The following is a 16,443-nucleotide window of genomic DNA, read 5'->3' on the forward strand; positions in this document are numbered from 1 at the left end:
CGGCGAATGACGCGGTTGCCGCCGAGAATGAACCGGATCAGTAACTGCCGTTCGCGAAGCGGGCGATCGGATCGTCCGCGGTGCCGGTGCGCGCGCTGACGGGCGCGGATTGCGTCGACGCACGCAACACCTGCACGGGCTCGATGGTGCGCGGCGACGGCGCGGCAGCGGGCGGCGGTTCGTCGTCGAAAGCGGCAGCCTGAGCGGCGGTCAGTGCCGTCGTCGGAATCTGCGTGCCGACCTCTGCCGGGCCGGCCGGTGCTGCATGCGCGGTCGCAGCGAGCATGTCGCCGTTCGTGGAAGTTGCCTGCTGACGGGCAGCCTGCACGCGCGGCGGCGGCGGTTCGTACGGATCGGCGGCGGGCGCGGCCGCCGGAGCCACCGCAGCGGTCGATACGACGCCCGCGGCTTGCGCGACCGGAGCGGGAGACGGGGCAGCGCTTGCTTGCGCGGCGGCATAGGCGGGCTGCCGTGGCGCGGCGGCGGTCACGACAGCGGGTGCGGCCGGCGGCGCATCGCGTCGTGCCTCGTAGGTCGGCGTATCGAACGGCGCCGGTGTGCCGCGCGGCGGCGCGACACGGCGAATGCCGTCGAAGCGCTTCGCCCAGTACGGGTTCGTCAAATAATCGAGCCGCACGGTGCCGCCGGTCGATGGCGCGTTGACGAAGCGCAGCTTGCCGACATAGATGCCGACGTGCGAGTGCGGGCGTCCGGTCGTATTGAAGAAGATCAGGTCGCCCGGCGCCACCTGGTCGGGGTCGATCGACACGCCGCGGCTGCTCATGTCGGCGGTCGTGCGCGGCAGGTTCACGTCGGCCGCGCGGCCGATCACGTAGCGCACGAGCCCGCTGCAGTCGAAACCGCTCGTCGGCGTGTTGCCGCCCCAGCGATACGGCACGCCGACGAGGCTCATCGCCTGGATCGATATTTCTTCCTGGCCGACGCTGTGATCGACGAATTTCGGGAAATTGGCGGGTGGCGGGAACGCGCGCGGGGTGGTGATCTTCATGCCGGAGGTGCGCGATTCCGACTGCGGCGGCACGCTGGAGCAGGCCGCGAGCAGCGAAACGACGGCGACGGGAACCCAGATTCGAAGCATGGCGAGGCGGGCGAGCGCGGCGCGCTCGCCAATCGTATGACAACAGACAGACCCGATGGTAGACGTTCCGGCGGGGCTCAGGCAACCATTCCTGAGAATTTACTTGAAGTTTCGTGCGTAAGTGAGGTCGTTGCGTTACGAGGCGTGACCAACGTTTCCGACCCCAAAAATAAAAACGGCGCTCCGTAAAATGGAGCGCCGCGTGGCGTCGACGGCCGGCGAGGGCCGGCGTGTCGCGTTACAGGATATCCGACGCGTAGTCGGCGAGCCGCGAGCGTTCGCCGCGCGCGAGCGTCACGTGGCCGCTGTGGCCCCAGCCCTTGAAGCGGTCGACGACGTAGGTCAGGCCCGAGCTGCCTTCGGTCAGGTAAGGCGTGTCGATCTGTGCGATGTTGCCGAGGCACACGATCTTCGTGCCGGGGCCCGCGCGCGTCACGAGCGTCTTCATCTGCTTCGGCGTCAGGTTCTGCGCTTCGTCGATGATCAGGTACTTGTCGACGAACGTGCGGCCGCGCATGAAGTTCATGCTCTTCACCTTCAGGCGCGAACGGATCAGCTCCTGCGTCGCCGCACGGCCCCATTCGCCGGCCGCGTCGTCGGTCTTCTGCAGCACCTCGAGGTTGTCGTCGAATGCACCCATCCACGGCTGCATCTTCTCTTCCTCGGTGCCGGGCAGGAAGCCGATGTCCTCGCCGACGGGCACGGTCGCGCGCGTCACGATGATCTCGTTGTAGCGCTTGTCGTCGAGCACCTGCGCGAGGCCGGCCGCGAGCGCGACGAGCGTCTTGCCGGTGCCGGCCTGGCCAAGCAGCGTGACGAAGTCGATCTCCGGGTTCATCAGCAGGTTCAGCGCGAAATTCTGCTCGCGGTTGCGCGCGGTGATGCCCCACACGTTGTTCTTGTGGTGGCTGTAGTCGCGCAGCGTCTGGAGCAGCGCCGTCTTGCCGTTCAGCTCGCGGACGATCGCGTGGAACGTCGGCTCGCCGTTCTGCGGCTCCAGATAGACGAACTCGTTGACGAGCATCGACGCGACGAGCGGGCCGGTCACGCGGTAGTACGTGGTGCCCGTCTTCGTGTCCTGCCAGCTCTCCATGCCCTTCGCGTGCTTGGTCCAGAAATCCTGCGGCAGTTCGCGCACGCCGTTGTAGAGGAGATCCTTGTCCTCGAGTACCTGGTCGTTGAAGTAGTCTTCAGCGGGCAGGCCGAGCGCGTGCGCCTTGATCCGCATGTTGATGTCTTTCGACACCAGCACGACCTGGCGGTCCGGCCGGTCGCGCTGCAGCGCGCGCACGACGCCGAGGATCTGGTTGTCGGCCTTGCCTTCGGGCAGGCCTTCGATCGGCGCGATGTCCGTGAGCTTCGTCTGGAAGTACAGGCGGCCAAGTGCCTCGCGGCTGCCGAGGCGCGACAGCGGAATGCCGGCCGAGATCGGGCCGCCGTCGGCGACCAGCGCGTCGAGCGTGCGGCTCACCTGGCGGGCGTTACGCGCGACTTCGGACATCCCCTTCTTGTGGTTGTCGAGTTCCTCGAGCGTCATCATCGGCAGATAGACGTCGTGTTCCTCGAAGCGGAAGAGGCTGCTCGGGTCGTGCATCAGCACGTTGGTGTCGAGCACGAACAGCTTCTGCAGTTCGGCTTCGGCCGGCTTGCGGCTGCGCGACTTCGTCGCGGCGCCGGCATCGCGCGCGGGCGCCGCGGACGGTTTGCCGGCGGCCGGCTTGTCGTTGCGTGCAACGACCGGCGCAGCGGGTGCCGCGGGTGCCGCCGGTACGGCCGGCGCCGGCATCGGCTGCAGCAACGCAGCCGTCTGCCGGGACTTGCGGCCGCGTGCGGGCGTGCTTGCGGTGTCGTGCTCCGACGACGCGACGGCGCGCAGCGGTGCGGTCGTGTTCGCGGCTTCGGTCATCGGTTGGGCCACGCTGGCCGGACCGTAGTCACCGGCTGTGGATGCGTCCCCTTCGGCGGATTTCTTCGCGGCTTTCGCGGGCCGCGCTTTCGCCTTGTATTCGTCGGGCGGCAGCAGGCTGCCGAGCTTGCTGGGGGGGGTAGGCAAAGGCATGGTGTCCCTCGGGAGGAATCGTGTCGCATGAAGTGCGCCGCTGATCGCATCCTGCGTGACGTAGACGCATGCAGTTTGCGCGCGGTGGCGCACAGGAATTTCGTCGAGCCGGTTCGCCTAAGTGTCGGTCAACTCCTTGACGAGATGACGGCCGGACCGAGAGCCGGCACGCAGTCCATAAAAAAAAGCCGCTGCCCCGTGGACCGGGACATGCGGCTCGGCTGATACCGTCGTGATGCGCGTCAGGTGCCGGCAAGCAACGCAACGGGCACCGGCGCAGCTACGAGAAATATGGGGCGAACTGGCATTCATTGCGGCCCAATATAGCGCGGCTCAAAGCGCTTGTACAGCACTTAGCACGTCGTCCACGTGGCCGGGCACCTTGATGCCGCGCCATACCTGGCGGAGCACGCCGTCGGCGTCGATCAGGAACGTCGAACGCTCGATTCCGCGCACTTCCTTGCCATACATTTTCTTCATCTTGATGACATCGAACAGCGCGCACAGCGCTTCGTCGGCATCGGAAATCAGCGGAAACGGCAGCTCGAGCTTTGCCTTGAAATTGTCATGCGAGCGCAGGCTGTCGCGCGACACGCCGATGACTTCGGCGCCAGCCTTGTTGAACTTCGGATAGAGATCGCGGAACTGCAGGCCTTCGGTCGTGCAGCCCGGCGTGTTGTCCTTCGGATAGAAATACAGGACGAGCTTCCTGCCCTTCAGGCCGGACAGCGAAATGTCGCCACCCGTAGCCGGTGCGGTGAAATCGGGAACTTGACGGTCAACTTCGACAGACACGTGTTTCTCCTGTTGTTATGGAAAGGCGCCGCTCGGGCGGCGCGGTTCGGCGGGGCGTCGCCGCGGCACGCCGCAAGGGCGGGGCGGCGTGCCGGCGCGCGCGCACGCTCAGTCGGGCTGGACGATCAGTTCGCCGGAGCGGCCGGGGATTTCGCCCCACGTGACAGGGTACGATGGCAGCGAGTCGCGGTCCAGCGTCGCGTGGTAGTCGCCCATCGTCGCAAACGTATGGCCCTGCGCGCGCCAGCCGGCGAGCAGCTGTTCGAACACCGGCGCGAGCTTCTGGCCTTCCAGTTCCGCGTGCAGCGTGAACACCTGGTCGTGCGGATTGGCTTGCGTGAACTTCAGGATGTGCGCGGCGACGTTGTGCGTGTCGATGCCGTCGATACCGAGCACTTCGTCGAGCGTCGGCAGCGTGGTCGGCATCTGCACATGCGACAGCGTGCGGCCGCCGACCACGGGCAGGTACGGCGAATGGCCGCGACCGTCGGATGCGTAGCGCATTCCCCATGCGTCGATCTGCTCGAACGCGGAGTCGTTCATCTGCCAGCCGGCCGCGCCGTGCGTGACGGGCGGCGCGCCGAAGATGTCGATGAAGCGCGCGTGGCTCTTCTGCATTTCACGCGCGGTCCAGTCGCGATCGCGCACGCGCACGTTGTCCTGCCAGTACACGTGATCCCACGTATGGATCCCGCATTCGAAACCGGCTTCGTGGATCGCGCGCATGTCGGCGATCGCACGGCGGCCGATATCGGGGCCCGGCAACAGCACGCCGTACATCAGCTGCTTCACGCCGTAATGCTCGACCACCGACGTGCGCGACACCTTCTTCAGGAAGCCGGGGCGGAATACGCGCCGCAGCGCCCAGCCCGTGTGATCGGGCCCGAGGCTGAAGAGGAAGGTCGCGCGCGCACTGAAGCGGTCGAAGATGCGCGCGAGGTTCGGCACGCCTTCGCGCGTGCCGCGCAGCGTGTCGACGTCGATCTTGAGGACGATACGAGCCAAGCGAGCGTCCCGTCAGTTCTGCTCGACCAGCGCGCGCGCGTCGGCGACATGGCCGCGATACGCTTCGAAGATCTTGCGCAGTGCGTCGTCGAACGTCGATTGCGGCGCCCAAGCGAGTTCCTGCATCGTGTTGTCGATCTTCGGCACGCGGTTCTGCACGTCCTGATAGCCGTTGCCGTAGTAGGCGCCCGACGTCGTTTCGACGAGCTGAACCTGCTTCGCGGAGCCGGCGTATTCCGGGTATTCGGCGGCCAGTTCGAGCATCTTGTGCGCGAGCTCGCGAACCGAGAAGTTGTTCTTCGGATTCCCGATGTTGTAGATCTTGCCCGACGCGACGCCGTTCTTGTTGTCGATGATCTTCATCAGCGCGCTGATGCCGTCGTCGATGTCGGTGAACGCGCGCTTCTGCGAGCCGCCGTCGACGAGGCTGATGTTCTCGCCGCGCACGATGTGGCCGAGGAACTGCGTGACGACGCGCGAGCTGCCTTCCTTCGGCGTGTAGATCGAGTCGAGGCCCGGGCCGATCCAGTTGAACGGACGGAACAGCGTGAAGTTCAGGCCTTCCATACCGTAGCCCCAGATCACGCGGTCCATCAGCTGTTTCGAGCACGCGTAGATCCAGCGCGGCTTGTTGATCGGGCCGTAGGTGAGCGCCGATGCGTCCGGATCGAACTGCTCGTCCGAGCACATGCCGTAGACCTCGGAGGTCGACGGGAACACGAGGTGCTTGCCGTACTTGACGGCCGAACGCACGATCGGCAGGTTCGCCTCGAAGTCGAGCTCGAACACGCGCAGCGGCTGCTTGACGTAGGTCGCGGGCGTCGCGATCGCCACGAGCGGCAGGATCACGTCGCACTTCTTCACGTGATACTCGACCCACTCCTTGTTGATCGTGATGTCGCCTTCGAAGAAATGCATCCGCTCGTGGTTGACGAGGTCGCCCAGCCGATCGGTCTGCATGTCCATGCCGAACACTTCCCAATCGGTGGTTTCAAGAATGCGCTTCGACAGGTGATGGCCGATGAAGCCGTTCACACCCAGGATCAGGACTTTTTTTGCTTTCATGAATGACGGGAAGAATGAATGAACTGCGCGAATTCCGCGGGCGTCACGACGGTTTCGCTGCCGTCGCGCTGCTGCCACAGCTCGAGAATGGATAGGGCGCGGCTGTCGCCGCAGACGCCGAATAGCGCATTATCGCTTACGTGCAGGCCGGGCGGCAAATCCGCCGCGGCCGCGGCGGCGGCGCTGCCGGGCGCCGCGACGCGCGCGCGCGCGATCACGAAACGTGTGCCGGCGACGTCGGTGAACGCGCCCGGATACGGGGGCGCGACCGCGCGCACCAGGTTGTAGACCTGCGCGGCCGGCTTCGACCAGTCGATGCGGCCGTCCTCCGGCTTGCGCCCGCCGTAGTAGCTGCCGCTCGCGAGATCGTTCGGCAGGTGCGGCGCCTCGCCCGCGAGCAGCGCGGGCAGCGCGCGCCAGAGCGTCTGCTCGGCGGCCACCGTCACCTTGTCGAACACCTGCGCGGCCGTGTCGTCCGGCAGGATCGGCACCGCGGTCTGGCCGATGATCGCGCCGGCGTCCGGCTTCGCGGCCATCTCGTGCAGCGTCGCGCCGGTTTCCGTTTCGCCGTTCAGCACGGCCCAGTTGGTCGGTACCCGACCCCGGTATTTCGGCAGCAGCGAACCGTGCATGTTGTACGCGCCGCGCGGCGCGATCGCGAGCAGGTCCACCGGCAGCATGTGGCGGTAATAGAACGAGAAGATGAAGTCCGGCTGCGCGTCGGACACCGCGCGGCGCAGCGCCGGGTCGGCGGGGTCGGCCGGCGTGGCGACCGCAATCCCGTGCTCGGCGGCAACCGATGCGACGCTGCCGAACCAGATGTTCTCGTTCGGGTTGTCCTCGTGCGTGACGACGAGCGCGACGTCGACACCGCGTGCCAGCAGCACCTGCAGGCAGCGCACACCGACGTTGTGATACGCGAAGACGACGGCTCGCGGCTTCATTGCGCGGCCTCTGTGCGGTTCATGCCCGGCACCGCCGGGATGCCGTCGTGCTGTTCGAGCACGGCCTGGACCAGGTAGCGCGGCCGCGCACGCACCTGCTGGTAGATGCGGCCGATGTATTCGCCGAGCAGGCCCAGCGCGAAGATGATCACGCCGAGCAGGAAGAACGTGATCGCGAACAGCGTGAACACACCTTGCACTTCCGCGCCGACGATGAAGCGGCGCACGAGCAGCAGCACGAACAGCGCGGCGGAGCCGAGCGACAGGATCACGCCGATGAACGAGAGCCACTGCAGCGGCACGACCGAGAAGCCCGTCACGAGGTCGAAGTTCAGCCGGATCAGGCTGTACAGCGAGTACTTCGACTCGCCCGCGAAGCGCTCCTCGTGCGCGACCTCGATTTCGGTCGGATTCTGCGCGAACGTGTAGGCGAGCGCGGGGATGAACGTGTTGACTTCGCCGCACACGTTGATCGTGTCGATGATGCGGCGGCTGTACGCGCGCAGCATGCAGCCCTGGTCGGTCATCTTGATCCGCGTGATGCGCTCGCGCAGCCGGTTCATCATCCGCGACGCCTTGCGCCGCCACAGGCTGTCCTGCCGCTGCTTGCGGATCGAGCCGACGTAGTCGTAGCCCTCGCGCATCTTCTCGATCAGCTTGCCGATTTCCTCCGGCGGGTTCTGCAGGTCTGCATCGAGCGTGATGACGATGTCGCCGCGCGACTGCGCGAAGCCGGCAAGGATCGCCATGTGCTGGCCGTAGTTGCCGTTGAGCAGCACGACGCGCGTCGTGTCGGGGCGCACGTGGAACTGGTCCGCGAGCATCGCGGCCGAGCGGTCGCGGCTGCCGTCGTTGATCAGGATCACTTCGTACGACGTGCCGAGTGCGTCGAGTGCCGGGTAGAGCCGCGCGAACAGCGCAGCCAGGCCGTCTTCCTCGTTGTACACGGGGATGATGACCGATACCTCCGGGTTCGCGGCGCCCGGATGCCCGGCGCGTGCTTCAAGGTGATTCATGTACGCTTATTTTCCGTATTGATCGCAAATCTGGTTGATGGCGTCGGCCACGCGACGCACGTCGTCTTCCGTCATCTGCGTGAAGAGCGGCAGCGTGACGGTCGATGCGCCGTACCGTTCGGCGTGGGGGAACATGCCCTCCTTGAAGCCGCGCGCACGATACAGCGTGAAAAGATGGACGGCCGGGTAGTGGACGCCCGTGCCGATCCCGCGTTCCTTCATCTGCGCCATGAAATCGGCGCGCGAGATCGACAGCCGGTCGAGCGGCAGCGTGACCTGGAACATGTGCCAGTTGCTGTTCTCGAAATCGGCGACGGGCAGGCCGAGGCCCAGCTTCACGGCCGGGCCGCCGCCGAGCGCGGCGAAATACGCGCGCGCGAGCGCGCGGCGCTGCGCGGTGAAGCGCTCGAGGTGCGGCAGCTGGCCGAGGCCGACGCGCGCGGCGACATCCGTCAGGTTGTACTTGCCGCCGAGCACGTCGCAGTCCATCCCGTCCAGGCCGGTGCGCGTGATGCCCTGCAGCCGGTACTTCTGCGCGAGCATCGCCTCGTCCTCGTTGTTCAGCACGAGCGCGCCGCCTTCGATCGTCGTCAGGTTCTTGTTCGCGTGGAAGCTGAACGACACGATGTCGCCGAACGCGCCGATGCGCTTGCCTTGCCACGTCGAACCGAGCGCCTGCGCGGCGTCCTCGATCACGCGCAGGTTGTGCGCGCGCGCGATCGCGTACAGGCGGTCCATGTCGACCGGCAGGCCGGCCAGGTAGACCGGGATGATCGCCTTGGTGCGCGGCGTGATCGCCTGCTCGAGCTTGTCGAGGTCGATGTTGCGCGTGACCGGGTCGATGTCGGCGAACACGGGCGTCGCGCCGGTCTCGAGAATCACGTTGCTGGTCGACACCCACGTCGCCGGCGTCGTGATCACCTCGTCGCCGGGGCCGACGCCTGCGATGCGCAGGCCGATCTCGAGCGTGCAGGTGCCCGAATTGAACGCGCGGACCGGACGGCCGCCGCAATACTCGGACAGCGCGGCTTCGAATTTCTGGCTTTGCGGGCCGGTGGTGATCCAGCCCGAGCGCAGCACTTCGACGACGCCCTGGATGGTTTCCTCATCGATCTCGGGGCGGGTGAACGGCAGAAACGGAGCGGTAGTCTGGCTCATGAACACGTTAGCCTGTAATGGCGTGTAATAAAGGGGTCGGGCGGTCCGGCCCGAAACCGGCATTAAACACCGGTTGGCGGATTCGTACCGTGATTTTTTGTAGGCGGACGCTTAATGCGCGTGGGTGCACCTGGGCCCGCCCGGCACGCTCAACTGCGCGCGAGCACGAGCACGCCGATCAGGATGATGCCGATGCCGACGAGCCGCTGGACCGACAGCACTTCGCCGAACAGGTACCATGCTGCGAACGCGTTGACCACATAACCGAGCGACAGCATCGGATACGCGATCGACACGTCGACCCGCGACAGCCCGAGAATCCAGACGACGACGCTCAGCACGTAGCAGGCGAGGCCGCCGATGATCGGCACCTGGGTCGCGATCTTCAGGCCGACCGGGATGATGTTCGCGCGGCTGAATTCGAAGTGTCCAACTGCGTTGACGCCTGCTTTCAGCAGAAGTTGCGCACAGGCATTGAGCATCACGCCAGTGACGATGCAGACGAGCGAAACGGGATTCATGCGGTGGACGTCCTTACGATTGCGGTTTCTCGACGATCACGCGGCGGTTGTCGCGCGCGATCACGCGCATCGGCACGCCCTGCTTGAGCAGCGTGTCGTACTGGCCGGGCGGCATGATCGCGAGCGCATGGGTTTCCTGCTTCCAGCGTTCGATCCATTGGTCGACGGTCGGGATCCATTTGTTCGGCTCGACCGAGATGCCGAATGCGAGCTCGTCCTGGCGCTGGACCATGATCGTCGTGTGGCCCATATAGAACGGGAACGTGTGATCGAGCATCTCGATCGAGTAGAACGGCGTGTCGGGCGGCAGCTTCGCCAGTTCGGCGCGCACGGCGGGCGCGAGCAGCGCGCCCGAGCTGTAGCGGCCGAACTCGTCGTGACCGGTGCCGCCGATCGTGCCGAACGCGAGCCACGCGGCGCCGAACGCGGTGATCGCGGCCGCGACGCCCACGCGGCGGTTCAGCCAGGCGGCGGCGAACGTCAGCGCGGCCGCCACCGCGAGGCCCGCGTACAGCCAGATCTGGAACGTGCGGTACAGCGCGTTCGGCGTGCGGGCGTCGCCCTGGTACGCGAGGAAGATGATCCCGAACGCCGCGACGATGAAGAACACGAGATAGCCGAGCAGGTGGCGGCGGAACCGCTCCGCGGTCATCAGCGGCAGATACGCGCCGATCATCAGCGCGAGCGCCGGCGCGACCGGCAGCACATACGAGATCAGCTTCGAATGCGACACGCTGAAGAACAGGAAGATGAACGCGCTCCAGATCAGCAGCACGAGCATCGGGGAGAAGCCGTTCGGCTGGCGCGGCATGCGCAGCGCGTGGCGGACGCTCTGCCACGCGACCGACAGCCACGGCAGGAAGCCGACCAGCAGCACCGGCACGAAGTAGTAGAGCGGGCCCGGGCGGTTCTGTTCCGGGGTCAGGTAGCGGCGGAACTGCTGGACGATGAAGAAGAAGTTGAAGAACTCGGGGTTGCGCTGCTGGACGAGCACGAACCACGGCGTGACGATCGCGAAGAAAATCACGAGGCCGCTCACCAGATAGAGCCGCTTCCACAGCGCCCAGTCGCGGGCGACCAGCGTATAGAGCACCAGCACGGCGCCGGGCAGGATCAGGCCGACGAGGCCTTTCGACAGCACGGCGAACGCCATCGCGGCCCAGCAGGCCCACATCCAGCCGCGCACCGCGCCCGCGCGCAGCCCGGGGCGCTGCGCGAGCAGCAGCGAGCAGAGCGACAGCGCCATCCAGAACGCGAGCCCCATGTCGAGCGCGTTGAAGTGGCCCATCAGGTTCCAGTACGGCGAGCACGCGAGCACGACGGCCGCGAGGAAGCCCGACAACGGGTTGAACAGGCGCGCGCCGGTGAAGCCGACCAGCAGCACGCCGGCGAAGCTGGCGAGGCCCGTGTAGAGGCGCGCCTGCCACTCGCCGATGCCGAACCACGCGAACGTGAGCGCGTTCAGCCAGGTCTGCAGCGGCGGCTTCTCGAAGTACTTGTAGCCGTTGTAGCGCGGCGTGATCCAGTCGCCGGTGACGAACATTTCCCGGGCCATCTCCGCGTAGCGGCCTTCGTCGCTCGGGATCAGGTGGCGCAGCCCGAGCGGCGCGAACCAGACGATCGCGAGCGCGATGAACAGAAGGGCGAGCGTGATGCGATTGAGCGGTAGCCTCGACGGCGTATCGTTCATGGATTTTCAGCCTGTTGGTTGTTGTGATGGGCCGCCGGCGGGTTGCGCCGGGGGCGGGCGGCCTGCCGGTAGCGATCCGGGTGATGATCCGGGGATCGATCCGGCGCGCCGGCCCGTGTTTTACCGCATCGGGGATTAACGTTCAATTAAGAGCGCGGCGGCAACTTTGCGGCCCTCGGCCATCAGGATGTTGTAGGTGCGGCAGGCGGCCTGGAAATCCATCGTCTCGACGCCGATCCGCTGGGCCGTGAGCGCGGCCACGAGCCGCGGGTGCGGGAAGCGCAGCCGCGCGCCGCTGCCGAATATCACGAGCTCGGGCGCCGGGTCGAGCAGCATCGCGAAATGCTCGGGGGCGAGTGCGTCGAACGACGACACCGGCCATTCCCGCACCGGTGCGCCGGGCAGTACGATGACGCTCCCTTCGTGGCGTTGGAGGTTGACGTCGACATAATCGGGGCCGTAGCCGGTGACGGTGTTGAGCGCGCCGCTCGCGTCCTGGTGCAGTTTCAAATCGGTAATCCGCGGTTTCCGTAGGGGAGTGTCTGGCACGGGCCGCACGGGCCCGGACGGCCGGTTTCGCGACCGGCGCACACGGGGACGCCTGACGGCGCGGGCCCGCAGCGGCCATGGTGCATTGCGAAAGTCGGCCAAAATCCGCTAAATTATAACTTTTTGGTCGCCCCCGGGCGCCACTTGCGTCGTGCGTCGTCACAAGCGCCGTCCGACCGCCCGCTTTTTCCCCAGTCTAGACAGCGCGCACAGACCGTCCGCTCTCCAGTTTTGATCCCGTCCCCCCGGCCGCAAGGCCAACCCAGGAACCGTGTCGTCGTGAAACCGATTCAGAAGTCGAACAAGCTGCTCAACGTCTGCTACGACATCCGTGGCCCGGTGCTCGAGCACGCGAAGCGCCTCGAGGAAGAAGGCCACCGCATCATCAAGCTGAACATCGGCAACCTCGCGCCGTTCGGGTTCGACGCGCCGGACGAGATCATCCAGGACATGATCCGCAACCTGCCGGCGTCGTCCGGCTATTCGGATTCGAAGGGCGTGTTCTCGGCCCGCAAGGCCGTGATGCACTACACGCAGCAAAAGGGCGTCGTCGGCGTCGGCCTCGACGACATCTACATCGGCAACGGCGCGTCCGAACTGATCGTGATGGCGACCCAGGCGCTCCTGAACGACGGCGACGAGGTGCTGCTGCCGGCGCCCGACTATCCGCTGTGGACGGCCGCCGTGAGCCTGTCGGGCGGCACGCCGGTGCATTACGTGTGCGACGAGCAGAACGCGTGGATGCCCGACCCCGACGACATCCGCCGCAAGATCACGCCGAACACCAAGGCGATCGTCGTGATCAACCCGAACAACCCGACGGGCGCCCTTTATTCCGACGAATTGCTGCTCGAACTGCTCGAGATCGCGCGCGAGTACGGGCTGATCGTGTTCGCCGACGAGGTCTACGACAAGATCGTCTATGACGGGTTGGAGCACACCGCGCTGGGTTCGCTGTCGGAAGACGTGATCACCGTCACGTTCAACAGCCTGTCGAAGAGCTATCGCTCGTGCGGCTACCGCGCGGGCTGGATGGCCGTGTCGGGCCTGGGCGGCGACAATCGCCGGCGCGCGAACGATTACCTGGAAGGCCTCGGGATCCTGTCGTCGATGCGCCTGTGCGCGAACGTACCCGGGCAGTTCGCGATCCAGACCGCGCTCGGCGGCTACCAGAGCATCAACGAGCTGATCGTGCCGAGCGGGCGCCTGTACAAGCAGCGCGAGCTCGCGTACGACATGCTCACGTCGATTCCCGGCGTGACCTGCGTGAAGCCGCAGGCCGCGCTGTACATGTTCCCGCGCCTCGATCCCAAGCTCTATCCGATCCAGAACGACCAGCAGTTCATCCTCGACCTGTTGCTCGAGGAGCGTGTGCTGCTCGTGCAGGGAACGGGCTTCAACTGGGCGGCCCCGGATCACTTCCGCGTGGTGTTCCTGCCGAACCTCGACGACCTGACCGATTCGATCAACCGGATCGCGCGCTTCCTCGACGGCTACCGCAAGCGCCATTCCGTCTGAGCGGACGGAGTCCCCCGGCATTCAATCATTCATTCTTACTCATCGACCACACGCAGCATGGAACCGATCAAAGTTGGCCTGTTGGGCTTCGGCACCGTCGGCAGCGGCACCTTCACGGTGCTGAACCGCAACCAGGAAGAAATCAAGCGCCGCGCGGGGCGCGGCATCGAGGTCGCGCGCATTGCCGTGCGCAACCCGGCCAAGGCGCAGGCCGCGCTCGGCGGTGACGCCGGCGGCGCGCAGATCACCGATGATTTCAACGCGGTGGTGGACGATCCGTCGATCGCGATCATCGCCGAGATGATCGGCGGCACGGGCATCGCGCGCGAGCTCGTGCTGCGCGCGATCGCGAACGGCAAGCACGTCGTGACGGCGAACAAGGCGCTGCTCGCGGTGCACGGCACCGAGATCTTCGAAGCCGCGCGCGCGAAGGGCGTGATGGTCGCGTTCGAGGCGGCCGTGGCCGGCGGCATTCCGATCATCAAGGCGCTGCGCGAAGGCCTGACCGCCAACCGCATCCAGTACATCGCGGGCATCATCAACGGCACGACGAACTACATCCTGTCGGAAATGCGCGACCGCGGGCTCGACTTCGCGACCGCGCTGAAGGCCGCGCAGGAGCTCGGCTACGCGGAAGCCGATCCGACCTTCGACATCGAAGGCGTCGACGCCGCGCACAAGGCGACCATCATGAGCGCGATCGCGTTCGGCGTGCCGGTCCAGTTCGACCGCGCGTACGTCGAAGGCATCAGCAAGCTCGACGCGACCGACATCCGCTACGCGGAAGAGCTCGGCTACCGGATCAAGCTGCTCGGCATCACGCGCCGCGCCGAAAACGGCATCGAGCTGCGCGTGCACCCGACGCTGATTCCCGAGAAGCGCCTGCTCGCGAACGTCGAAGGCGCGATGAACGCGGTCGTCGTGCACGGCGACGCGGTCGGCACGACGCTGTACTACGGCAAGGGCGCGGGCGCGGAGCCGACCGCGTCGGCGGTCGTCGCGGATCTCGTCGACGTCACGCGGCTGCATACGGCCGACCCCGAGCATCGCGTGCCGCATCTCGCGTTCCAGCCGGACAGCCTGTCGAACACGCCGATCCTGCCGATCGAGGAAGTGACGAGCGGCTATTACCTGCGCCTGCGCGTGGCCGACCAGACCGGCGTGCTCGCGGACATCACGCGCCTGCTCGCCGAGACGGGCATCTCGATCGACGCGCTGCTGCAGAAGGAATCGGAGCAGGTCGACGACGCGAACGGCGAAACCGACATCGTCCTGATCACGCACGAGACGCTCGAGAAGCACGTCAACAAGGCGATCGCGCAGATCGAAAGCCTCGCGACGGTGGTCTCGAAGGTGACGAAGCTGCGCATGGAAGCGCTGAACTGAGGACCAGGAACGACATGAACTACATCTCCACGCGCGGCGCCGGCATCGGCGAGCGCCATACGTTCTCCGACATCCTGCTCGGCGGTCTCGCGAAGGACGGCGGGCTGTACCTGCCGGCCGAATATCCGAAGGTGTCGGCCGACGAACTCGCGCGCTGGCGCGCGCTGCCATACGCGGATCTCGCGTTCGAGATCCTGTCGAAGTTCTGCGACGACGTGCCGGCCGACGACCTGCGCGCGATCACGCGCCGCACGTATACGGCCGCCGTGTACAGCAACACGCGCCATGGCGAGAACGCGTCCGACATCACGCCGCTGAAGACGCTCGGCACCGAGAACGGCACGGCGCTGTCGCTGCTCGAACTGTCGAACGGCCCGACGCTCGCGTTCAAGGACATGGCGATGCAGTTGCTCGGCAACCTGTTCGAGTACACGCTCGCGAAGCACGGCGAGGCGCTGAACATTCTCGGCGCGACGTCGGGCGACACGGGCAGCGCGGCCGAATACGCGATGCGCGGCAAGGCCGGCGTGCGCGTGTTCATGCTGTCGCCGCACAAGAAGATGAGCGCGTTCCAGACGGCCCAGATGTTCAGCCTGCAGGATCCGAACATCTTCAATCTCGCGGTCGAAGGCGTGTTCGACGACTGCCAGGACATCGTGAAGGCCGTGTCGAACGATCACGCGTTCAAGGCGCAGCAGAAGATCGGTACGGTCAACTCGATCAACTGGGCGCGCGTCGTCGCGCAGGTCGTGTACTACTTCAAGGGCTATTTCGCGGCGACCCAGTCCAACGACCAGCAGGTGTCGTTCACGGTGCCGTCGGGCAACTTCGGCAATGTCTGCGCGGGTCACATCGCGCGGATGATGGGCCTGCCGATCGCGAAGCTCGTGGTCGCGACCAACGAGAACGACGTGCTCGACGAATTCTTCCGCACCGGCGCATATCGCGTGCGCAGCGCGGAGAACACGTATCACACGAGCAGCCCGAGCATGGACATCTCGAAGGCGTCGAACTTCGAACGCTTCGTGTTCGACCTGCTCGGCCGCGATCCGGCACGCGTGATGCAGCTGTTCCGCGACGTCGAGGAGAAGGGCGGTTTCGACCTCGCGGCGAGCGGCGATTTCGCGCGCGTGGCCGAGTTCGGCTTCGTGTCGGGCCGCAGCAGCCACACGGACCGCATCGCGACGATCCGCGACGTGTTCTCGCGCTACGACACGATGATCGATACGCACACGGCCGACGGCGTGAAAGTCGCGCGCGAGCATCTCGACGCGGGCGTGCCGATGGTCGTGCTCGAGACGGCCCAGCCGATCAAGTTCGGCGAGACGATCCGCGAAGCGCTCGATCGCGAAGCCGAGCGGCCGGCCGCATTCGACGGGCTCGAGGCGCTGCAGCAGCGTTTCGAGGTCGTGAAGGCCGACGCGCAACAGGTGAAGGACTTCATCGCCGCGCATACGGGCGCGTAACGCAGCGCCGGGCTGCCGGGTTCACCCCCGGCTGCGCAGGACGGCCGGAATGCCGATTCGTCGCACGGATCGGGGTTCCGGCCGTTTCGTTTGGTGGCGGCCGCGCGGAGGTCGTCCGATGCCGCGCGGAACAAGCATCAGTGCCGCGTGTTCGCGCCGATCACAGTTGTCG

General features: G+C 66.3%; 14 protein-coding genes and 1 pseudogene. 4 read left to right on the plus strand and 11 right to left on the minus strand.

The window, feature by feature from the left end; all coding sequences use genetic code 11:
- Window positions 1–37 precede the first annotated feature (37 nt).
- Both SB786_RS22060 and SB786_RS22065 read right to left on the minus strand, forming a co-directional pair.
- Window positions 38–1,099: a C40 family peptidase gene (locus tag SB786_RS22060; RefSeq protein ID WP_410729342.1), complete on the minus strand. Its 1,062-nt coding sequence runs from the start codon at window positions 1,097–1,099 to the stop codon at window positions 38–40.
- Window positions 1,100–1,337: 238 nt separating this feature from the next.
- Window positions 1,338–3,158, minus strand: a complete 1,821-nt coding sequence (locus tag SB786_RS22065; RefSeq protein ID WP_410729343.1) for a PhoH family protein — start codon at window positions 3,156–3,158, stop codon at window positions 1,338–1,340.
- Between SB786_RS22065 and SB786_RS22070 the strand changes: the two are divergent.
- Window positions 3,054–3,298, plus strand: a pseudogene (locus tag SB786_RS22070) (hypothetical protein); the annotation flags it as partial. The gene SB786_RS22065 and the pseudogene SB786_RS22070 sit on opposite strands and share 105 nt — an antisense overlap.
- A gap of 193 nt (window positions 3,299–3,491) precedes the next feature.
- Here SB786_RS22070 and SB786_RS22075 read toward each other — a convergent pair.
- The 9 genes from SB786_RS22075 to SB786_RS22115 all read right to left on the minus strand — a co-directional run bounded on the left by SB786_RS22075 (window position 3,492) and on the right by SB786_RS22115 (window position 11,862).
- Window positions 3,492–3,953 carry a peroxiredoxin gene (locus SB786_RS22075; protein WP_410729344.1) on the minus strand — a complete coding sequence of 154 codons (462 nt, stop codon included), beginning with the start codon at window positions 3,951–3,953 and terminating at the stop codon, window positions 3,492–3,494.
- Window positions 3,954–4,061: 108 nt separating this feature from the next.
- Window positions 4,062–4,958 (minus strand): polysaccharide deacetylase family protein, encoded by an 897-nt coding sequence (locus tag SB786_RS22080; protein WP_006758366.1) that lies wholly within the window; start codon window positions 4,956–4,958, stop codon window positions 4,062–4,064.
- 12 nt (window positions 4,959–4,970) lie between these two features.
- A complete protein-coding gene (locus SB786_RS22085) occupies window positions 4,971–6,023 on the minus strand; it encodes a bifunctional UDP-4-keto-pentose/UDP-xylose synthase (RefSeq protein ID WP_410729345.1) in 1,053 nt (350 codons plus the stop codon).
- Window positions 6,020–6,967, minus strand: a complete 948-nt coding sequence (locus tag SB786_RS22090) for a formyltransferase (protein WP_410729346.1) — start codon at window positions 6,965–6,967, stop codon at window positions 6,020–6,022. Before SB786_RS22090 ends, SB786_RS22085 begins: the two co-directional genes overlap by 4 nt.
- A complete protein-coding gene (locus SB786_RS22095; RefSeq protein ID WP_410729347.1) occupies window positions 6,964–7,983 on the minus strand; it encodes a glycosyltransferase in 1,020 nt (339 codons plus the stop codon). The genes SB786_RS22090 and SB786_RS22095 overlap by 4 nt, the downstream gene beginning before the upstream one ends.
- A 6-nt stretch (window positions 7,984–7,989) precedes the next feature.
- Window positions 7,990–9,141, minus strand: a complete 1,152-nt coding sequence (locus SB786_RS22100; RefSeq protein ID WP_410729348.1) for a DegT/DnrJ/EryC1/StrS family aminotransferase — start codon at window positions 9,139–9,141, stop codon at window positions 7,990–7,992.
- 149 nt (window positions 9,142–9,290) lie between these two features.
- Window positions 9,291–9,662: an SMR family transporter gene (locus SB786_RS22105; RefSeq protein WP_410729349.1), complete on the minus strand. Its 372-nt coding sequence runs from the start codon at window positions 9,660–9,662 to the stop codon at window positions 9,291–9,293.
- A 13-nt stretch (window positions 9,663–9,675) separates the two neighbouring features.
- Window positions 9,676–11,352, minus strand: a complete 1,677-nt coding sequence (locus SB786_RS22110) for a glycosyltransferase family 39 protein (RefSeq protein ID WP_410729350.1) — start codon at window positions 11,350–11,352, stop codon at window positions 9,676–9,678.
- Between the two features lie 135 nt (window positions 11,353–11,487).
- A complete protein-coding gene (locus SB786_RS22115; protein WP_006758359.1) occupies window positions 11,488–11,862 on the minus strand; it encodes an Mth938-like domain-containing protein in 375 nt (124 codons plus the stop codon).
- Between the two features lie 318 nt (window positions 11,863–12,180).
- On the opposite strand from SB786_RS22115, the gene SB786_RS22120 reads away from it, so the two are divergent.
- The 3 genes from SB786_RS22120 to thrC are packed head-to-tail and all read left to right on the plus strand — an operon-like array spanning window position 12,181 to window position 16,271.
- Complete coding sequence (locus tag SB786_RS22120) at window positions 12,181–13,419, plus strand: pyridoxal phosphate-dependent aminotransferase (protein ID WP_410729351.1); 1,239 nt, start codon at window positions 12,181–12,183, stop codon at window positions 13,417–13,419.
- A gap of 57 nt (window positions 13,420–13,476) precedes the next feature.
- The gene (locus tag SB786_RS22125) at window positions 13,477–14,805 is read left to right on the plus strand and encodes a homoserine dehydrogenase (protein ID WP_175753787.1); all 1,329 of its coding nucleotides are present in this window, start codon (window positions 13,477–13,479) and stop codon (window positions 14,803–14,805) included.
- A 14-nt stretch (window positions 14,806–14,819) separates the two neighbouring features.
- Window positions 14,820–16,271 (plus strand): threonine synthase, encoded by a 1,452-nt coding sequence (thrC, locus tag SB786_RS22130; protein ID WP_410729352.1) that lies wholly within the window; start codon window positions 14,820–14,822, stop codon window positions 16,269–16,271.
- The last annotated feature ends 172 nt before the right edge of the window (window positions 16,272–16,443 follow it).

This window comes from Burkholderia sp. SIMBA_062 (assembly GCF_046534765.1).
Classification (GTDB): Bacteria; Pseudomonadota; Gammaproteobacteria; order Burkholderiales; family Burkholderiaceae; genus Burkholderia; species Burkholderia ambifaria.

Bases quoted from the DNA above. Each gene is read 5' to 3' on its own strand.
- SB786_RS22060 (WP_410729342.1), bottom strand. From the start codon at position 1,099: ATGCTTCGAATCTGGGTTCCCGTCGCCGTCGTTTCGCTGCTCGCGGCC.
- SB786_RS22065 (WP_410729343.1), bottom strand. From the start codon at position 3,158: ATGCCTTTGCCTACCCCCCCCAGCAAGCTCGGCAGCCTGCTGCCGCCC.
- SB786_RS22085 (WP_410729345.1), bottom strand. From the start codon at position 6,023: ATGAAAGCAAAAAAAGTCCTGATCCTGGGTGTGAACGGCTTCATCGGC.
- SB786_RS22090 (WP_410729346.1), bottom strand. From the start codon at position 6,967: ATGAAGCCGCGAGCCGTCGTCTTCGCGTATCACAACGTCGGTGTGCGC.
- SB786_RS22095 (WP_410729347.1), bottom strand. From the start codon at position 7,983: ATGAATCACCTTGAAGCACGCGCCGGGCATCCGGGCGCCGCGAACCCG.
- SB786_RS22100 (WP_410729348.1), bottom strand. From the start codon at position 9,141: ATGAGCCAGACTACCGCTCCGTTTCTGCCGTTCACCCGCCCCGAGATC.
- SB786_RS22105 (WP_410729349.1), bottom strand. From the start codon at position 9,662: ATGAATCCCGTTTCGCTCGTCTGCATCGTCACTGGCGTGATGCTCAAT.
- SB786_RS22110 (WP_410729350.1), bottom strand. From the start codon at position 11,352: ATGAACGATACGCCGTCGAGGCTACCGCTCAATCGCATCACGCTCGCC.
- SB786_RS22125 (WP_175753787.1), top strand. From the start codon at position 13,477: ATGGAACCGATCAAAGTTGGCCTGTTGGGCTTCGGCACCGTCGGCAGC.
- thrC (WP_410729352.1), top strand. From the start codon at position 14,820: ATGAACTACATCTCCACGCGCGGCGCCGGCATCGGCGAGCGCCATACG.